This window comes from Microbacterium sp. G2-16M, from assembly GCF_055809115.1.
The window spans coordinates 1,695,123-1,712,494 of sequence record NZ_CM147897.1 but is presented as its reverse complement, the minus strand read 5'-3'; the positions used below and the strand labels follow the sequence as shown (position 1 = coordinate 1,712,494).

Here is a 17,372-nt window from a genome sequence, read left to right as displayed (position 1 = left end):
AGACGGCCGACCTCATGCATCCGTGAGGCCGGCCGTCTGCTCGCTCGGACGATGGGCAGCGTCAGCGACTGCTCCCGCCCTTCCCTCGATGCCCGTTCGAGTTGTCCTGCTTGCAGGCGAAGCTGGACGCGGCATCCGGGTCGCCCTTGCGGTAGGTCGCCACCGCCGGGTACACGCAGAGCGGGCGGCTGCGGTCCAGCGACCACCCCGACGGCAGCTCGGGGTTGGACGGGTTCACGGTCGCGACGAGGCGGTCCGGCGCGTCACCGCGCTCGACCCAGTCGATGAGCGCCGCGAGCGCCCGGTACTGATCGGTGGCCGGGCCTCCGCGCACATGGCCCATGCCGGGCACTTCGAAGTACCGCACGAACTGTCCGGCCTTGCCCTTGTACCGCTTGTCGAGGCTGTCGTACCACCGGGCTGTGTCGTCCGGCGAGAAGACGCCGTCGGCCGCGCCGTGGATCACGATCATCTTGCCGCCGTTGTCGCGCAGGGTGTCGAGCTTCGTCGGCTGCGGCGGCGTCATGAACTGCATCGCGCTCTCGGTGTAGATTCCGCTCGTCTGATAGATGGATGCGGCGATCCGATCGATGTCGACGGTCAGCGCGTAGTCGTAGAAGTCGTCCAGGGCCGGGGCGTCGGGCGGTGACGTGAACACGTACCCCATCGCGGCCGGGTCGCGGTTGCTGATCGAGGAGGAGAACTTCCACCCCGCCCATCCCGACTGTGCCAGGCCGGGGTCGTAGGGGAAGGACGCATAGATCTTCTTGCCCGTGCTCGTCTTCGCGCCGGCGAAGACCTTGGCGACCACGTTCTTCTGCGCGCGTGTCAGGCAGGTGCCGTCGCGTCCCGAGTCACAGGTCGGAACGTCCCGAGCCACGGAGAAGACCCTCTGACACTTCTGCGATGCCTGCACCATGCCGTCCTTGAGGCCGTCGAGGCGATCGCACGCGGCCAGGATCGCCTGCGCGACCGTCTGCCGTTCGGCGGGGGTGAACGCGGAGTTCAGGTCGTGCTCGGTGGCGACGGTGGCCCACTGCTGAGCGCCCCAGAGCTGGGCGACGGCGGCCTGCGGCAGATCGAACCCGGGAGAGACCGCGAGGAAGCCGTCGTACTCGTCGGCGTACCGGGCCGCCCCGACCATCGTGTGCCGGCCGCCGTTGGAGCCGCCGGTCATGTACGAGACGTCAGGACCGCGGCCGTAGGCGGCGGCGACGAGCGCCTTGGCCATCGGGGTCAATGTGCCGACCGCCTGATAGCCGTAATCGAGCCGCGCCTGCGGGTCGAGGCCGAAGGTGGGGTTCTGGCTGCCGGTGTGGCCGGCGTCCGAGCTGATCACGGCCATGCCCATCTGCAGGCCGCTCTCCCCGCCGCCCACTCCGCCGATCGCGGTCGCGACGCTGCCGTCGATGCCGCCGTTGGCCTGGTAGAGATAGCGGCCGCTCCAGCCGGTGGGCAGGCGCATCTCGAAGCCGATCGCGTAGGGCTGGCCATCGACCGGACTGACCCTCTGGTTCATCCGGCCCTTCACGAGGCAGTGGGCGCCGATCGGCTCGCCGCCGTTGCTGAGCACTCCGGCCGCCACCGTGGCGACCGAGTCGATCGTGGTGTTCGGGTAGCTGAAGTCGGCGAGGCCCGCGCACTCCTCCAGCCCGCTCGGGTGTGCCTGAACGGGTCGCTGATCGTGGTGGGCGCTGTGTCCGGGGTGTGCGCCGGAGGGCGAGGTGGAGGCCGAGACGGCGGGCCCGATGCCGATGCCCACCAGGAGCGTCGCCGCTGCCGCGGCGACCAGGGCGGTGGAGCGCAGTCGCGTTCTCATCGACGGCCTCCCGCCCCTGCGAGGCGCGATGAGCATGTGCATTTCGTGTTGACGGACATGCGGATCCTCTCCACTCTGCCGTGATGCGACAGCGCGCACCGAGGCGGTCACGTCGTCCGCGACGTTGCGGCCGACGATACCGAGTGTAGGGAGAGGTCGTTGTTTCTGACAATGATTGTTCGAAACAACGAGATGAGAATGGCCTCATCCTCCGCGTGGGCACCGGCGCGGCCACGGTTAGACTTCGGTCCGGGGGTCTGAACGAACGTGGAATCGACAGCAGTGGAAGAACGGATCGGCGCCCTCAGAGGCAACCCGGGCTTCCTCGCGTCGCGCTTCTCGTACCTCGCGGCCAAGGCCTCGGACGCGGCCCTGGCCCCCTTCGACCTCTCGATCAAGCCCTATGCCCTGCTCGAGCTGGCGTCCGTTTCGCCCCGGTCACAACGTGAGCTGGGCCGGATCCTGTGCCTCGACCCGAGTCGGGTGCTGCGCCTCGTCGACCAACTCACCGAGCGCGGGTCGGTCGAGCGGGTGCCCGATGCGGCGGACCGTCGGGTGACGCTCATCCGCGCGACCCGCTCGGGTCGGCGGCTCGCCGTGGCGGCAGCGGCCGCGCTGGACGCCGCCACGACGCCCCTCACGGCCGGATTGTCCGCGGACGAGCGCGCCGAACTCCTCCGTCTGCTCGGCATCGTCGCGCTCGAGGAGTGAACCTCGGTCCGCCGAGGCTAGTCGAACTCGTCGTCCTCACCCTCGACGGCGAGGCGGTCGGCCTCGGCGCTGTCGATGAGGTCGTCGTTTGCGTCCTCATCGAGGACCTCGTCGCCGTCGTCGTCCTCCCGCATCGCCCCGGCCTCAGGGTCGTCGTCGCCCATCGGGATCGGGGGTGGGAATGCTCCTGTCGACATCTGCGTCTCCCTTCGTCGTGCGTGCGACGCTATGCCGCCGGCCGCGTGTGACGAGGGGGTTGACAGTGCGCCTCAGCGCACTCCCCGCATCAGCGCCAGCACGGGCTTGGCGGCCAGGCCCAGGCCGATCCCGACGAGGATGGCGATGCCGCCGAGAATGGCGAAGTACGGGACTTCGTTCTTCGGGTCGTAGAACTGCACGAGCCACCCCGAGATCGCTGTGCCCAGCGCCACGGAGAGGAAGAACAGCGCGACCATCTGGGTGTGGAAGGCGGCCGGGGCGAGCTTGGTCGTCACCGACAGCCCGACCGGCGACAGCAGCAGCTCGGCGACGGTGAACACGAACAGGATCCCGACGATCGCCAGCAGCGGCGTCGAGTTGGGCCCGCCGTCCGCGAACGGCAGGAAGAGCAGGAACGCGCCGCCCATGATGATCGCCGCCAGCGCGAACTTCACCGGGGTGGACGGCTGGCGTCTGCCCAGCTTGGTCCAGATCGCGGCGAACACGCCGGACAGGATGATGATGAAGACCGGGTTGATCGACTGCACCCACGAGACCGGCATCTCCCATCCGAACAGACTCCGGTCCAGGCGCTGGTCGGAGTACACCGTCAGCACCGTGAACTGCTGCTGGTAGAGCGACCAGAACGCCACGCTCGTGATGAACAGCGGCAGGAACGCCCACACTCGCGACCGCTCGGTGGCGTCGATGCGCCGGCTGGACAGGATCACCGCGAAATAGGCGATCGCGGCGGCCACGGTGGCCAGGATGACGATGGTCGACAGGTTGTCGGCGCGGATGACGCGGACCAGCACCAGCACGACGATCAGCACGATCGCCGCCGCGGCGACGATCCACACCCAGCGGTATCCGCTCCTGGGCAGGGGATTGGCCACGTGACTGGCCTCGGCGGGCAGCTGCCGCCGGCCGAACGAGTACTGGACGAGGCCGAGCGCCATGCCGAAGGCGGCCAGTCCGAAGCCCCAGTGGAAGCCGATCGTGGACTGCAGCAGCCCGGTCAGGATCGGACCGAGGAACGCGCCCAGGTTGATGCCCAGGTAGAACAGCGAGAAGCCGGCGTCTCGCCGGGTGTCCTCCGGCGAGTAGAGGGTGCCGACCACCGAGGTCGCGTTGGCCTTGAGCCCGCCCGAGCCGACCGCGACCAGCACCAGCCCGATCCCGACGCCGATAAGGCCCGGGACCAGGGCGAGCGCGAGGTGCCCGGCCATGATGACGATCGCGCTGTAGAACAGCACCCGCTCGGACCCCAGCATCCGGTCTGCGATCCACGCCCCCAGCACGGTGGACAGATACACGGCGCCGCCGTAGGCGCCGACGATGCCGCCGGCCACGCCTTGATCGAGCCCCAGCCCGCCGTCGGCGACCGAGTAGTACAGGTAGATGAGCAGGATGCCCTGCATGCCGTAGAAGCTGAACCGCTCCCACATCTCCACCCCGAACACGTGGGCCAGGGCCCACGGCTGCCCGAAGAACCGGGTGTCAGAACTGCCATGCGCGGTCGGCGCGGACTTCTCCGGCGTGCTCATGGATTCCACGGTAACCGGGATGCCCCGTTCGCGCGGGCCCTATTCCGGCAGGGACGGATGCCGCTCCTGGGCGTCGCGTGCGGCGGGGATGAACAGCGCCACCAGCAGCGCGGCCAGCGCGGCGGCCCCGCCGAGCACGAACGACAGCTGGAACGCGGCCGGTGGCACCGAGCGCATGATCAGCATCGGCATCGCCGCGTAGCCGAAACCGATGCCCACGCCGATCAGGATGTTGGCCACGAGGATCTGCCACACCTCGGTGGAGAACACGAGGGTGTAGCCGTAGGCGGCGATCAGCGCCACGGCCCCCAGCAGCAGGAGCAGCCGCGGCCCGAACGCGCGCGCGAGGCGCCCGGAGAACGGCGAGAGCACCATCATCACCAGGCCGGACGGCATCACCACCAGGCTCGCCGCCACCAGCGACAGCCCGAACCCCGAGCTGGTGCCCACCGGCAGCTCGAGGATCTGCGGGTAGATGACGTTCGAGCCGAACAGCGCGAACCCCATCGCCACCGAGGCGATGTTCGTCAGCAGCACCGGGCGTCGCGCGGCCACGCGCAGGTCGAGCAGCGGGTCGTCGATGCGCAGTTCGTACCAGCCCCAGGCCAGCAGCAGCACGAGACCGCCGATTCCGCAGACCAGCACCGGCGGCGAGGCCCAGCCCCACTCGTTCCCGCGCGAGATCGCCAGCAGCACGCCGACCAGGCCGATCGCGAGCCCGACGGCGCCGACGTAGTCGAAGCGGCCGGCGGTGCGCAGCACGCTGACCGGCACGATCCACAGGACGAGGCCGAACACGACCGCGCCCAGGGCCGCCGCCATCCAGAACAGCACGTGCCAGTCGCTGTGCTCGGTGATCAGGGCGCTGATGGGCAGACCCAGGGCGGCACCGACGCCGAGCGTCGCGCTGATCAGCGCGATCGCCGGATCCACCCGATCCTCGTGCAGCACATCGCGCAGGATCGAGATGCCCAGCGGGATCACGCCGGTCACCGCGCCCTGCAGCGTGCGGCCGATCACCACGCCGATGATCCCGGGAGAGACCGCGGCGATGACCGAGCCGAGCACCAGCACGGCCAGCAGCACAAGGACGATCCGGCGCTTGCCGTACATGTCGCCCAGGCGTCCGGCGATCGGCGTCATGACGGCGGCGGCCACGAGCGTCGCGGTGACCACCCAGGCGGTGTCCTCGCGACTGGCGTGCAGGAGTTCGGGCAGCTTGGCCTGGATCGGCACGACCAGGGTGAACATGAACGACGAGGCCAGGCCCGCGATCGCGAGGACCGCGACGATCGCCCCTTGCCGCGGCATCCGGGTGAGGCGTCTTCTGCTGTCCTCGTCCCGGTTCACCGATCCAGGCTATCGGTCGGGCCGTCGCCGGTCCTGTCGCTCCCCTTCCCGCGTGCTCACCGCGGTGCGAAACTGGGCTCATGGCACAGGAGTACGCGCTGCCGGCAGGCATCCGCATCCGCCCCCTCGACACGATCGAGCAGGTGTTCGCCGCCTCGGCGGTGCTGGGCGAAGTGTGGGGCGGTGACCGCAGCGGCATGCCGGCGAACCTGCTGCGGGCGCTCGCGCACTCCGGCAACTACGCGGTCGGACTGTACGACGGCGAGCGGATGATCGGCGCGTCGGTGGCGTTCTTCGAGCAGCCGTCGGCCCGGTCGATGCATTCGCACATCACCGGCATCCTGCCCTCGCATCGCGGACACGAGCTCGGCCGAGCCCTCAAACTGCACCAGCGCGAGTGGGCGCTCGCGCGCGGCGTCGGGCACATCACCTGGACGTTCGATCCGCTGGTGGCCCGCAACGCGCACTTCAACCTGCGCGTGCTGGGCACCCGGGTGTCGGAGTACCTGGTGAACCAGTACGGCCCGATGGACGACGGCGTGAACCGCGGCGACGAGTCGGATCGGCTGCTGGTCTCGTGGGCGCTGGCGGCGCCGCCGGCGCCGACGCCCGAACCGGATCGGGTGGAGGCGACGGTGGCCGTGCCGCCGGACATCGAGGCCGTGCGGGCGAGATCGCCGGAGGATGCCGCAGCCTGGCGCCGGCGCGTGCGCGAGGAGTTCCTCGGACACCTGGGGGACGGCCTGGTCGCCGCCGGCTTCGCCGACGATCGCGGCTACCTCTTCACCCGCCCCTGACCCCCGCCGCCGAGGTTGTCCTTGGTTCGCCGAGGTTGTCCTCGGTTCGCCGAGGTTGTCGCCGGTCCGCCGAGGTTGTCTTCGGTTCGCCGAGGTTGTCGTCGCCGGGCGCCGGTAGGGTGGGCGGATGCTCCCTGCAGACTGGACCGAACACCGTCGCGACGACGGCGAGCTGGTCGGGTGGATCCGGCCGGCCGGAGACGACTGGGTTGCCGTCGACCTGCTCGGGCGGGACGCGTCCGAGCCGATCGACTGGCTGGACGCCGAGGCCGTCCTCGAGCGCCGCGGGATCGGCTGGCTCGCCGACATCTGGATGCTGGACCGCGCGGATGCCCCGCCCCTGCGCGTGCGGATGGTCGAGGTCACGCCCGACCACGTCGTCGTGCAGACCGATGACTTCGGTGCGATCGACGTGCCCGTGACCCGATTCGAACTGCCCTGGCCGGCCCCCGGGGGGCTGCGCCCGCGTCGCGAGGACGACCCGGACGGGCGCGAGTTCGGCGCCCGCAGCGTCGCCCGCTGACGCCGCCGCACAGCGTCGCCCGCCGCGCCGCCCGCTGACGAACACCACGCCGCGCGCCGACGGTGTGTATCTGCGTGAGCAGCATCCTCCTCTTCCCGGCAAGCCATACCGCCGAGGAGGGGAGCTGCAGATGGATGCCACGACCCAGCCGGTCCGCGTGCTCCGCCGGATGCTCCACCGCACACTGCACCGTCACGACCGGCGCCGCTCGACGTTCCGCCCGGTGCGCGACCAGGCGCTGCGCATCCCGCACTGGATGCCGATGCCCTGACCGGGCCTGATGCCCTGTCCGGACCTGGTCCCTGACCCCACTGGATGCCGATGCTCTGACCGGGGATAGCCTGGGGCCATGCCCATCGCCCGCCCCGCGGCATCCATCGCCCTCGAGGGGTTCGAGCTGCGCGTCCTGCACATCCCGCTGGTCGCCCCGTTCACGACGTCGTTCGGCACCGAGTCGGTGCGCGAGGTGATCGTCGTGCGCGCCCTCACCGGCGACGGCGACGGCTGGGGCGAGATCGTCACGCAGCACGCTCCGCTGTACTCCAGTGAATACACGCACGGCGCGTGGGATGTCGCCCAGCGCTTCCTCGTCCCGGCGCTGCTGGATGCGCACACCGTCGCACCCGAGCAGGTCGCCGGCATCCTCGACCCGTTCATCGGGCATCGGATGGCCAAGGCCGGCATCGAGCTGGCGGTGCTGGATGCTGCGCTGCGCACGGAAGGCCGTCCGCTCGGCGAGTACCTCGGCGCGGTCCGCGACCGCGTGCCCTCCGGCGTATCGGTGGGAATCCAGCGCGATGCGGCCACCCTCGTGGACACCGTGCGCGGGTACCTCGACGAGGGCTACGTGCGGATCAAGATCAAGATCAAGCCCGGTCGGGATGTCGCCGAGACCGCCGCCGTGCGCGATGCATTCGGCGCGATCCCGCTGCAGGTCGACGCCAACTCGGCCTACACGCTCGCCGATGTCGACACGCTCGCCGAGCTGGATCGCTTCGACCTGCTGCTGATCGAACAGCCGCTGGCCGAGGACGACATCGTCGACCACGCGACTCTCGCGCGGCGGCTGCGCACGCCGATCTGCCTGGACGAGTCGATCACCTCGGCCAAGGCCGCGGGCGACGCGCTCGCGCTGGAAGCGACTTCCGTCATCAACATCAAGGCCGGCCGGATCGGCGGGTATCTCGAGGCCGTCCGCATCCACGATCTGTGTCGGGATGCTGGGGTGCCGGTGTGGTGCGGCGGGATGCTCGAGACGGGAATCGGCCGTGCCGCCAACGCAGCCCTGGCCGCGCTGCCCGGCTTCACGCTGCCCGGGGACGTGTCCGCGTCGAGCCGGTTCTACGCCCGCGACATCGTCACCGAGCCGGCCGTGCTCGAGGACGGGCACATCGCGGTGCCGACCGGTCCGGGGCTGGGCATCCAGATCGACCCCGCCGCACTCGACGAGTTCACCGTCGATCGGGTCGAGCTGCGGCGCTGAAGGAGCTTCCGGGCCCTTCGTCTCGCTGCGCTCGCTCAGGGACCTGGGGGGCTGCGCTCGCTCAGGGGCGCGGAGAATGGCAGCTCGCTGAGCGAGGGAGCGCAGCGACCGAGACGAAGCGTGCGGGGTTGTGGGCGGGTATCGGCCCTTCGTCTCGCTGCGCTCGCTCAGGGTCCTGGGGCTGCGCTCGCTCAGGGACCTGGGGGGCTGCGCTCGCTCAGGGACCTGGGGGGCTGCGCTCGCTCAGGGACCTGGCGCTGCGCTCGCTCAGGGACCTGGCCGAGGTGAGCGAAGAACCGGGCATTCCGGTGCGGGTGCCCGGCCGGTGTGACGGGCGCCTTGCTACCGCGGCGCAACCCCCTCGTACAGAAGGATCGATTCCGGCGGCAGCGGCCGGTCGTGCACACGACGGTGGCGCACCTCGACGTCGGTGAACCCGGCCGCCCGCAGCGCGGGCAGCGGATCGCGGTCCTGGTGGCATCCGCCGCACCAGCGCTTCGTGAACGGCGTCGCCACATGCTGCAGCCCGCGCATCGTCGCGCTGTGCGGCGCGAGCACATGCTCGACCAGCAGGACCCGGCCGCCGGGCGTGAGCACGCGCCGCGCCTCCGCGACGGCGGTCTCGACATCCGTCACGGTGCACAGCACGTACGTCGCGACGACGGTGTCGACGGATGCCTCACCCAACGGCAGCTGCTCGGCCACGGCATCCATCGGCGACGCCTCGTGACCCCACTCGCGGGCGCGCCGCGCGAGTTCCGCACGCCGTTCGGCATCGGGTTCGAGGCCGTGCCACGCGATGTCGGGCCGGAACGCGCCGAAGTTCTCGCCGCGGCCGGCGCCGATCTCGAGCACGCGCCCTCGGGCGCGGCCCATGAGCTCGCGCTCGAGGTCGTCCAGGGCGTCGTCGTCGATCATGAGGGGCTTGGCCATGCCTCCAGTCTGCGTGGACCGGGGCATCCAACGCCATGACAATTGTCATCGTCGCTCTGCTCCGCCTCTGGCGCCCGCGCATAGTTACCCCCTAGGCTCATGCCCGTGAGCACACCGCCGATTCCTCCTCAGCAGCCGCCCGTTCCGCCGCAGGGTCCGCCGGTCCCGCCGCCCGGCGGCTACGCGCAGGGGCCCCAGCCGATGAACCCGTCCGACGAGAAGCTCTGGGCGACGCTCGTGCACATCGGCGGCATCTTCTTCGAGTTCATCCCGGCACTGATCGGGTACCTCGTCCTGAAGGACCGCGGCCCGTTCATCAACGCGCACACCAAGACGGCGCTGAACTTCCAGCTCACGCTGCTGATCGCCTGGATCGTCGGCTGGATCACGGCGTTCATCTTCATCGGACTGCTCATCATGCTGGCCGCCTGGATCGTGAACATCGTGTTCTCGATCATCGCCGCAGTGAAGGCGAACAGGGGCGAGTACTACTCGTACCCGATGACGATCCCGTTCATCAAGTGAGGCCCGGCGGGGCGTCTGCCCCGCGCCGATAGAATCGAGGATGCCGCAGCTTTGCGGCATCCTCCTTTCTTTCCGACCATTGGAGCCACCATGGCCGAGCCGTCGCGCCTCGACAAAGTCATCGCCCTCGCCCGTCATCGCGGGTTCGTGTTCCAGGCTGGTGAGATCTACGGCGGCTCTCGCTCGGCATGGGACTACGGCCCACTCGGCACCGAGCTGAAGGAGAACATCCGCAGGCAGTGGTGGCAGACGTTCGTCCGCGGGCGCGGCGACATGGTCGGCTTGGACTCGTCGGTGATCCTGCCGAAGCGGGTGTGGGAGGCATCCGGACACCTCACGACGTTCACCGATCCGCTGGTGGAGTGTCTGCAGTGCCACAAGCGGTTCCGTGCCGACACGCTCATCGAGGACTTCGAGGCGCGCAAGGGCCGCACGGCAGAGAACGGTCTCGCCGACGTGCCATGCCCGAACTGCGGCACGAAGGGCCGGTACACCGAGCCGAAGGCGTTCTCGGGTCTGATGAAGACCTACCTGGGTGTGGTCGACGATGAGTCCGGACTGCAGTACCTGCGGCCCGAGACCGCGCAGGGCATCTTCATCAACTTCGCCAACGTCGTGCAGACCTCGCGCAAGAAGCCGCCGTTCGGCGTCGGGCAGGTCGGCAAGGCGTTCCGCAACGAGATCACCCCCGGCAACTTCATCTTCCGCACGCGCGAGTTCGAGCAGATGGAGATCGAGTACTTCGTCCCGCCGGCCGATGCCGGCCAGTGGTTCGAGCACTGGGTCGAGGAATGCTGGAACTGGTTCACCGACCTCGGCCTGGACCCCGACAACATGCGCCGCTTCGACGTGCCCGAAGAGGACCGCGCGCACTACTCGCACGCCACCATCGACCTGGAGTACCGCTTCGGCTTCATCGGCAAGGAGTGGGGCGAGCTGATGGGGGTGGCCGATCGCACCGACTTCGACCTGAAGAACCACACGGATGCCTCGGGCCAGTCGCTCACGTACTTCGATCAGGCCTCGGGCGAGAAGTATCTGCCGTATGTGATCGAGCCCTCGTTCGGCCTGACCCGGGCGATGATGGCGTTCCTGGTGGACGCCTACCGGGAAGAGGAGGCGCCCAACGCCAAGGGCGGCACCGACACCCGCACGGTCCTGAAGCTCGACCCGCGGCTGGCGCCGGTCAAGGTCGCCGTGCTGCCGCTGAGTCGCAACGAGAGGCTGTCGCCGATGGCGCGGCAGCTGGCCGAGACGCTGCGCGGCCACGGGTGGAACACCGACTTCGACGATGCGGGCGCCATCGGCCGTCGCTACCGTCGGCAGGACGAGGTCGGCACCCCGTTCTGCGTGACCGTCGACTTCGACTCACTCGACGACGACGCCGTCACGGTGCGCGATCGCGACAGCATGGCGCAGGAGCGCGTTCCGCTGACGGCGGTCGAGCAGTACCTCGCGGAGCGGCTGAAGGGCGCGTAGAGAGGCGTACCACCACCGGGGCGTCACCAAGGCGGCGGGTCGGCGTCGGTGACCTTCGCCGTCGGCGACACCCACCAGGTGGCCCCGCTATCGGGATCGGTGTGGGGCTGCCACAGCGTCTCGGTCTTCACCACGTGGTGATGTTCGCACAACGGCCCGGCGTTGTCGGCGGCGGTCTTCCCGCCGTGCTGCCACTCGGTCCTGTGGTCGATGTCGCAGTCCCGGGCGAGGCGACCGCAGCCCGGGAAGGCGCAGACCTTGTCGCGGATGCCCAACCAGCGGCGCAGGGCCTTCGGGATCCGGTATGTGGTGCGATCCACGTCCAGGACCGTGCCATCCACGGGGTGGGTGAGGATGCGCACCCACGAGGACGCATCCCCGGCGAGCTTCTTCGCCGTGTTCAGGTCGATGGGTCCGAATCCGTCCAGGATCGCCGGCTCATCCGACCGACCGAGCAGGGTCATCACCGGGACGGTGATCGCGACCGCCGGCCTTCCTGCGGCGGCACCGGTGGCGGCTCCGTCGACGGTGGCGCCGTTCAGGAGGGCGAGGGCCACGTCGGCACGGAGCTGCGCCAGAGTGCGGGTCTCACCTTCCTGCTCGTGCAGGTGACGGGCGATCCGGTCGACGCGGGTGTCGGCAGCGTGGACGTCGGCGGCCGGGCCGTGGATCCCGAGGTCGGCCATTCCGTCCAGCTCGGGCCGCGTCCAGATGCGCCGGTCTTCGGCGGCCCGCTCGTGCCGGGCATCGATCGACTCGGGATGCAGCCGCTCGCGCAGCGCCCGCGCCCAGGTGCGGAACTTGCCCACCGGCAGCTTCTGCCCGGTGTCGGCGGCGCGCTGGTCGAACGTCTCCCAGGTCTCGGGGTCATCGGCGGGGAGGGTGATCGCCAGGTCGGCGGCGGTGTCGGCGTTGCGCTCGTCCAGGAGTCCGTCGCAGAAGGCCGCCCAGGTGCGGGGGCAGCGTTCCTGCAGGATGCGGGCGGTGTCGGCCCGGGCCCGGATGGTGCGTTCGGAGACGTGCACCCGCACGGCCAGGTCGCACACCGCGGCCCGCTCGGCGAACTCGGCCCGGGATGCCCGCACCTGGGCGATCGTCCGATCCCGCGGGTCGCGCCAGGCCGGATCCCTCGTCGGGTCGGGACCGCACCACGCGTCGGGGTAGGCCATCGCGTCGGCGATCACGCGCGCGCACGCCGCGTACAGCTGTGCCGTCGCACCGCGCGCGACCTGCGCGGCGGCCTCGAAAGCGTCCACCTCGCGGTCGTGCACCGCCCCCGACGAGATCAGCTCATCACCCCAGTCCGAGCCGGGCTGGGCGGCGACATAGTCGTCGTATGCGGCCAGCGCGGCATCCTCGTCGACGAGGACGGGAGGGAACCATTCCTCCTGCCCGACCTCGACGCTGCTCATCCTCCCAGAGTAGTGAGGGCGTGCGACACTCGAACCGCTCTCGCGGATCAGCGACTGAGCAGCAGATGGCGACACTCTCTCCTGATCCCGATGTCTTTCCATACGATCCAGAGTAGAAGCAGGGTACGACACTCGATGCGAGAGCGGGTCCGTCACCGTGGCGGCGCGGCCGGCTCCGGCATCCCGCGCACTAGGCTTCCCACATGAACCCCCGCGCCGACAGCGTCGACGGCGTCCTCCGCCGCAGCGCCGCCCGTACTCCCGCCCGCACCGCGCTGACCTTCGAGGACAGGGCCTGGACCTACCGCGACCTCGACGACGCGGTCTCGCGTGCCGCAGCCTGGCTGCTCGCGCGCGGTGCAGAGCGCGGTGATCGCGTCGCCGCCTACGGCACGAACTCGGACGCGTATCTGATCGGCTTCCTCGCCTGCGCCCGCGCAGGTCTCGTGCACGTGCCGATCAACTACGCGCTGCGCGGCGGCGAGCTGAAGTACCTGCTCGAGCTCTCGGGCGCGCGGCTCGTGCTCGTCGACCCGGCGCTGGCCGAGGCATCCGCCCCGGTATGCGCCGAGCTGGGGATCGATGAGGTCGTCCCGCTGCGCGACGGGGTGGGATCGCTGCTGGAGGCCGCGTCCGACGGCCCCGTTCCGTCGTTCGACGACGATGTGGACGGATCCGAACTCGTGCAGCTGCTGTTCACATCGGGCACGACATCCCGCCCCAAGGGCGCGATGATGAGCCACGGAGCGCTGGTGAGCGAGTACGTCTCGTGCCTGCTCGCGCTGGACTTCACCCCCGAGGACCGGCCGCTGATCTGCATGCCGCTGTACCACTCGGCCGCGATGCACGTGTTCATGCTCCCGTACCTGTCGATCGGCGCGACGATCACGCTCCTGGGTGCGCCGGTGGTGCCCGAGATCCTCGAGCGCGTCGAGTCCGAGCGCATCGGGTCGCTGTTCCTGGCCCCGACGGTGTGGGTGCCGCTGGCCAACCACCCCGATCTCGACACCCGCGACCTCTCGTCGCTGACGAAGGCGCAGTACGGAGCATCGATCATGCCGGTCACGGTGCTGCAGCGCCTGCGCGAGCGGTACCCCGACCTCGGCTTCTACAACTGCTTCGGCCAGTCCGAGGTCGCGCCGCTGGCGACCGTGCTGCGTCCCGAAGAGCACGACGAGCGCCCCGCATCGTGCGGCCGGCCGGTGTTCTTCGTGGCGGCACGGGTGGTGGATGCCGAGGGCCGGGATGTCGCGGCCGACGAGCCGGGAGAGGTGCTGTACCGCTCGCCGCAGCTGTGTGACGGGTACTGGAACGACCCGGACGCGACGGCCGAGGCGTTCCGCGACGGCTGGTTCCACTCCGGCGACCTCGCGACGCGCGACGCGCAGGGCTTCATCACCGTCGTCGACCGGATCAAGGACGTCATCAACACCGGCGGCATCCTGGTCGCCTCGCGCGAGGTCGAAGACGCGCTGTACACGCACGAGGCCGTCGCGGAGGTCGCCGTGGTCGGCATGCCCGACGAGCGCTGGATCGAGGCGATCACCGCGTTCGTCGTGCGCCGTGACGGTGCCGACGTGCGGCCCGAGGAGCTCATCGCACATGTGAAGGGGATGATCGCGCCGTTCAAGGTGCCCAAGCGCGTCGAGTTCGTCGACGAGCTGCCGCGGAACCAGAGCGGCAAGCTGCTCAAGCGCGAGCTGCGCGCGCGGGGCTGAGGGCGCGGGCGGTCGTTGCCGTCAGCGCAGGATCGCCGTGACCGTCGCGAGCCGGGCGAGCACCTCGTGGCTGATCGAGCCGAGCAGCAGTCGTGCGATCGCGCCCCGCCCGTGGCTGCCGACCACCGCGAGGCGGGCGTTCTCGGCGAGGCCGGTGATCACCGTCGACGGGTACCCGCACTCCACCTGCTCAATGATCTGAAGGTCCGGATGCTCGGCCCGCACCTCGACCAGTGCGTTGCGGAGGATCTCGGCCGTGACATCCTGCATGCCGTCCAGGTACGGCTCGGGATACCCGCTGATCGGCCCCGGGATCGGCATCGGCGTCCACACGCTGACCGCGGTCAGCGGCTCGCCGAGCCGGGATGCCTCGGCAGCGGCGAACCGCACGGCGTCGGCCGAGACATCCGATCCGTCCGTGCCGACCACCACGCCCGAGCGTCCGTCCACGTCGATGTCGGGGACCACCACGACCGGGCAGTGCGCGGCCGCCGTGATCCGGATGCCGTGCGCGCCCCGCGGCTGCGCATCCGGCCCGCCGAAGTCGCTGCCGATGACGAGCAGACCGGCCTCGGCGGATGCCTCGACGAGCACCGCGACCGGATTGCCGCGTTCGACCCGGGTCGTCACCGACGCCCCGGCGGTCTGCGCACGCTCGGCGTGCTGCTGCAGCATCCGTGCCGCCGCTTCGTGCGCGCCCTCCACGATGCTGTCTTCGCCGACCGAGCCGACGGCCCCGCCGACGATCGTCAGCAGCTCGAGCTCCTGGCCGAGCGCCGCGGCGCGGCGTGCCGCCCAGTCGACGGTGCGCACGGCCACCGGAGCGGCCGCGACCCCCACCACGATCTTCTCGCCCATGGCACTGACCTCCCTGTGCTCACAGGCTAGGGCACCGCGGCGTCCGGAGCGAGGGGTGGCAGTTGGATGCCCGCCGTCAGCCCGGCTGCTTCGCCGCTTTCGCAGAGGCCTTCATCTCGCGCTTGAACTCGCGGACCCGCGTCAGCGACTCGGGGCTCGTGATGTCGGCGACGCTGCGGTGCGATCCGTCCTCGCTGTACGGGGCGGATGCCTCGCGCCATCCATCGCCGTCGAAGCCGCATTGCTTGCCCAGCAGGGCCAGGAAGATCTTGGCCTTCTGCTCGCCGAAGCCGGGCAGCGCCCGCAGCCGTGCGTAGACCTCGGCGCCGGTGGGTGCGTCGCGCGTCCAGATCGCACTCGCGTCACCGTCCCAGTCCTGCTCGATCCGCTGGCACAGCGACTGGACCCGCGCCGCCATCGACCCCGGATACCGGTGGATCGCCGGTGTCTGCCGGAACGCCTCGACGAGCGACTCGGGATCGGCGTCGGCGATGGTGGCGGCATCCACTGCCCCGATGCGCTCGCGCAGCTTGAGCGGCCCCGAGAACGCGGTCTCCATCGCGACCTGCTGATCCAGCAGCATCCCGATCAGCAGGGCCAGCGGGTTGTCCGTGAGCAGTTCGTCGGCGGCCGGATCGGCCGTGATGTGCAGCGCCATGACCCCAGTGTGGCAACTTCTCGCCCGGATCGGAACGGATGCCGCCTGTGGGGTGGGCTTTGCGGGTAGGCCATGGCCGGCCGTTCGGTCGTCACGAACTGTGACTTCGGGATGCTGTCAGCTGCAATTCGTGACGACCGAGCGCCGGGGCCGTTTCTCAGTCGTCACGAACTGCGGCCGGTGACGCTGTCGGTGACAGTTCGTGACGACTGAGCGCCCTGAGGGGCGGCCTGTGGATAACTTCATCGTGGCTTCCGCGACTTGTGCCAGCGTGGCGTCATGGCACGCGGTGAGCTCCCTCCCGGCTTGGGCGCCGCATTCGGCGTCGGGGCGGCGCTCCGCGCCGGAGTGGCTGACTCGCGACTACGCGCCGACGACCTGCATCGACCCTTCCACGGCGTGCGGTCGGTGCTCGGCGCTCAACTGATCGTCGACGAGGATGAAGACGCGAAACGCGCATATCCCCGCACAGCCGAAGTGCGGCGGGTGCACGAGCGTGCTGCCCAGTACGCGCCCGTCATGTCGACGTCGGCATTCTTCTGCGGACTGAGCGCAGCGGTGCTGTGGGACGCTCCCGTCCCACGCGGCCTGCTCGCCGCCGATCGGGATCCCGAGCAGCCTCGTCCGGCGTTCGATCCGGACGTCCTCGAGGTGGGCGTGTTCTGGCCGGACCGCGCGCCGCGCGGCGCCGGGATCCGAGGTCATGCGATCCGGCCTGGTCTCGTCTGGACAGTGACTCATCCTGTCTCGGGACTGCGACTCACCTCACCGGCGTCGACCTGGGCGATGCTCGCAGGACAGCTGCCGCATCCATATGACCTCGTCGCGATCGCCGACCACTTCGTGCGCGTGCAGCGCCCGCCGCACTCTCGGTCCTGGGAGGACGTCCCGCCTCCCTCGGCGACGATCGATCAGCTCGCCGCAGCGGTTCATGCCGGGCGGCGACGGGGGATCACCGAACTCCGTGACGCTCTGGCTCGGGTGCGCACGGGTGCAGCATCCCGGACCGAGACGTGGACCCGCCTCACCCTCGTCGATGCCGGCCTGCCCGAGCCCGTCCTCGACCACGACGTCTTCGACAGCCATGGCCGGTTCGTCGCTCGCGTCGACATGGCGTATCCGGAGTGGAAGATCGCCATCGAATATGACGGGACACATCACAACGATGGCCAGCAATGGGAGCACGACGTCGACCGTCTGGCGCGCCTCGAAGATGAGGGATGGCGCGTGATTCGGGTGACGCGGACACTGCTGTTCGCACATCCGGCGACCATGATCGCGCGTGTCCGTGCGGCGATCGCGCAGCGCACGCGGTGATTCCGGGCCGCTGCGGGCTGCCATTCGGTCGTCACGATCTGAGG

17 protein-coding genes are annotated in these 17,372 nt (G+C 70.1%); 9 read left to right on the top strand and 8 right to left on the bottom strand.

What is annotated here, in order from left to right:
• Positions 1 to 61: 61 nt before the first annotated feature.
• Positions 62 to 1,819: a tannase/feruloyl esterase family alpha/beta hydrolase gene (locus AC0L6F_RS08135; RefSeq protein WP_473539884.1), complete on the bottom strand. Its 1,758-nt coding sequence runs from the start codon at positions 1,817 to 1,819 to the stop codon at positions 62 to 64.
• Between the two features lie 282 nt (positions 1,820 to 2,101).
• Between AC0L6F_RS08135 and AC0L6F_RS08130 the strand changes: the two genes are divergently transcribed.
• Positions 2,102 to 2,530 (top strand): MarR family winged helix-turn-helix transcriptional regulator, encoded by a 429-nt coding sequence (locus AC0L6F_RS08130; RefSeq protein ID WP_473539883.1) that lies wholly within the window; start codon positions 2,102 to 2,104, stop codon positions 2,528 to 2,530.
• A gap of 17 nt (positions 2,531 to 2,547) precedes the next feature.
• On the opposite strand, the gene AC0L6F_RS08125 is transcribed toward AC0L6F_RS08130, so the two are convergent.
• From AC0L6F_RS08125 to AC0L6F_RS08115, 3 genes are all read right to left on the bottom strand, one after another.
• The gene (locus tag AC0L6F_RS08125; protein ID WP_473539881.1) at positions 2,548 to 2,694 is read right to left on the bottom strand and encodes a hypothetical protein; all 147 of its coding nucleotides are present in this window, start codon (positions 2,692 to 2,694) and stop codon (positions 2,548 to 2,550) included.
• A 105-nt stretch (positions 2,695 to 2,799) separates the two neighbouring features.
• Positions 2,800 to 4,275 carry a peptide MFS transporter gene (locus AC0L6F_RS08120; protein ID WP_473539880.1) on the bottom strand — a complete coding sequence of 492 codons (1,476 nt, stop codon included), beginning with the start codon at positions 4,273 to 4,275 and terminating at the stop codon, positions 2,800 to 2,802.
• 39 nt (positions 4,276 to 4,314) lie between these two features.
• Positions 4,315 to 5,586: an MFS transporter gene (locus tag AC0L6F_RS08115; RefSeq protein WP_473539879.1), complete on the bottom strand. Its 1,272-nt coding sequence runs from the start codon at positions 5,584 to 5,586 to the stop codon at positions 4,315 to 4,317.
• 119 nt (positions 5,587 to 5,705) lie between these two features.
• Between AC0L6F_RS08115 and AC0L6F_RS08110 the strand changes: the two genes are divergently transcribed.
• The 4 genes from AC0L6F_RS08110 to menC all read left to right on the top strand — a co-directional run bounded on the left by AC0L6F_RS08110 (position 5,706) and on the right by menC (position 8,428).
• Positions 5,706 to 6,422 (top strand): GNAT family N-acetyltransferase, encoded by a 717-nt coding sequence (locus AC0L6F_RS08110; protein ID WP_473539878.1) that lies wholly within the window; start codon positions 5,706 to 5,708, stop codon positions 6,420 to 6,422.
• Between the two features lie 127 nt (positions 6,423 to 6,549).
• Positions 6,550 to 6,945, top strand: a complete 396-nt coding sequence (locus AC0L6F_RS08105; protein ID WP_473539877.1) for a hypothetical protein — start codon at positions 6,550 to 6,552, stop codon at positions 6,943 to 6,945.
• A 130-nt stretch (positions 6,946 to 7,075) separates the two neighbouring features.
• The gene (locus AC0L6F_RS08100) at positions 7,076 to 7,216 is read left to right on the top strand and encodes a hypothetical protein (protein ID WP_473539876.1); all 141 of its coding nucleotides are present in this window, start codon (positions 7,076 to 7,078) and stop codon (positions 7,214 to 7,216) included.
• A 78-nt stretch (positions 7,217 to 7,294) separates the two neighbouring features.
• Entirely contained in the window at positions 7,295 to 8,428 is a 1,134-nt protein-coding gene (gene menC, locus AC0L6F_RS08095) for an o-succinylbenzoate synthase (RefSeq protein ID WP_473539875.1), read from the top strand.
• A 342-nt stretch (positions 8,429 to 8,770) separates the two neighbouring features.
• On the opposite strand, the gene AC0L6F_RS08090 is transcribed toward menC, so the two are convergent.
• Complete coding sequence (locus AC0L6F_RS08090) at positions 8,771 to 9,361, bottom strand: class I SAM-dependent methyltransferase (protein ID WP_473539874.1); 591 nt, start codon at positions 9,359 to 9,361, stop codon at positions 8,771 to 8,773.
• Between the two features lie 105 nt (positions 9,362 to 9,466).
• Between AC0L6F_RS08090 and AC0L6F_RS08085 the strand changes: the two genes are divergently transcribed.
• On the top strand, positions 9,467 to 9,886 hold the full coding sequence (locus tag AC0L6F_RS08085; protein WP_435526255.1) for a DUF4870 domain-containing protein: 420 nt from the start codon (positions 9,467 to 9,469) through the stop codon (positions 9,884 to 9,886).
• 90 nt (positions 9,887 to 9,976) lie between these two features.
• The gene (locus AC0L6F_RS08080; protein WP_473539873.1) at positions 9,977 to 11,365 is read left to right on the top strand and encodes a glycine--tRNA ligase; all 1,389 of its coding nucleotides are present in this window, start codon (positions 9,977 to 9,979) and stop codon (positions 11,363 to 11,365) included.
• A gap of 23 nt (positions 11,366 to 11,388) precedes the next feature.
• On the opposite strand, the gene AC0L6F_RS08075 is transcribed toward AC0L6F_RS08080, so the two are convergent.
• Positions 11,389 to 12,777, bottom strand: coding sequence for an HNH endonuclease signature motif containing protein (locus tag AC0L6F_RS08075; protein WP_473539871.1), 1,389 nt, complete (start codon positions 12,775 to 12,777; stop codon positions 11,389 to 11,391).
• Between the two features lie 203 nt (positions 12,778 to 12,980).
• On the opposite strand from AC0L6F_RS08075, the gene AC0L6F_RS08070 reads away from it, so the two are divergent.
• A complete protein-coding gene (locus AC0L6F_RS08070; protein WP_259612754.1) occupies positions 12,981 to 14,495 on the top strand; it encodes a fatty acyl-CoA synthetase in 1,515 nt (504 codons plus the stop codon).
• A 21-nt stretch (positions 14,496 to 14,516) separates the two neighbouring features.
• Here AC0L6F_RS08070 and AC0L6F_RS08065 read toward each other — a convergent pair whose 3' ends face one another.
• Positions 14,517 to 15,353 (bottom strand): universal stress protein, encoded by an 837-nt coding sequence (locus AC0L6F_RS08065; protein WP_473539870.1) that lies wholly within the window; start codon positions 15,351 to 15,353, stop codon positions 14,517 to 14,519.
• 76 nt (positions 15,354 to 15,429) lie between these two features.
• Entirely contained in the window at positions 15,430 to 16,011 is a 582-nt protein-coding gene (locus tag AC0L6F_RS08060; RefSeq protein ID WP_473539869.1) for an HhH-GPD-type base excision DNA repair protein, read from the bottom strand.
• A gap of 279 nt (positions 16,012 to 16,290) precedes the next feature.
• Here AC0L6F_RS08060 and AC0L6F_RS08055 point away from each other — a divergent pair, with 279 nt between their 5' ends.
• Positions 16,291 to 17,328 (top strand): endonuclease domain-containing protein, encoded by a 1,038-nt coding sequence (locus tag AC0L6F_RS08055; protein WP_473539868.1) that lies wholly within the window; start codon positions 16,291 to 16,293, stop codon positions 17,326 to 17,328.
• Positions 17,329 to 17,372: the final 44 nt, after the last annotated feature.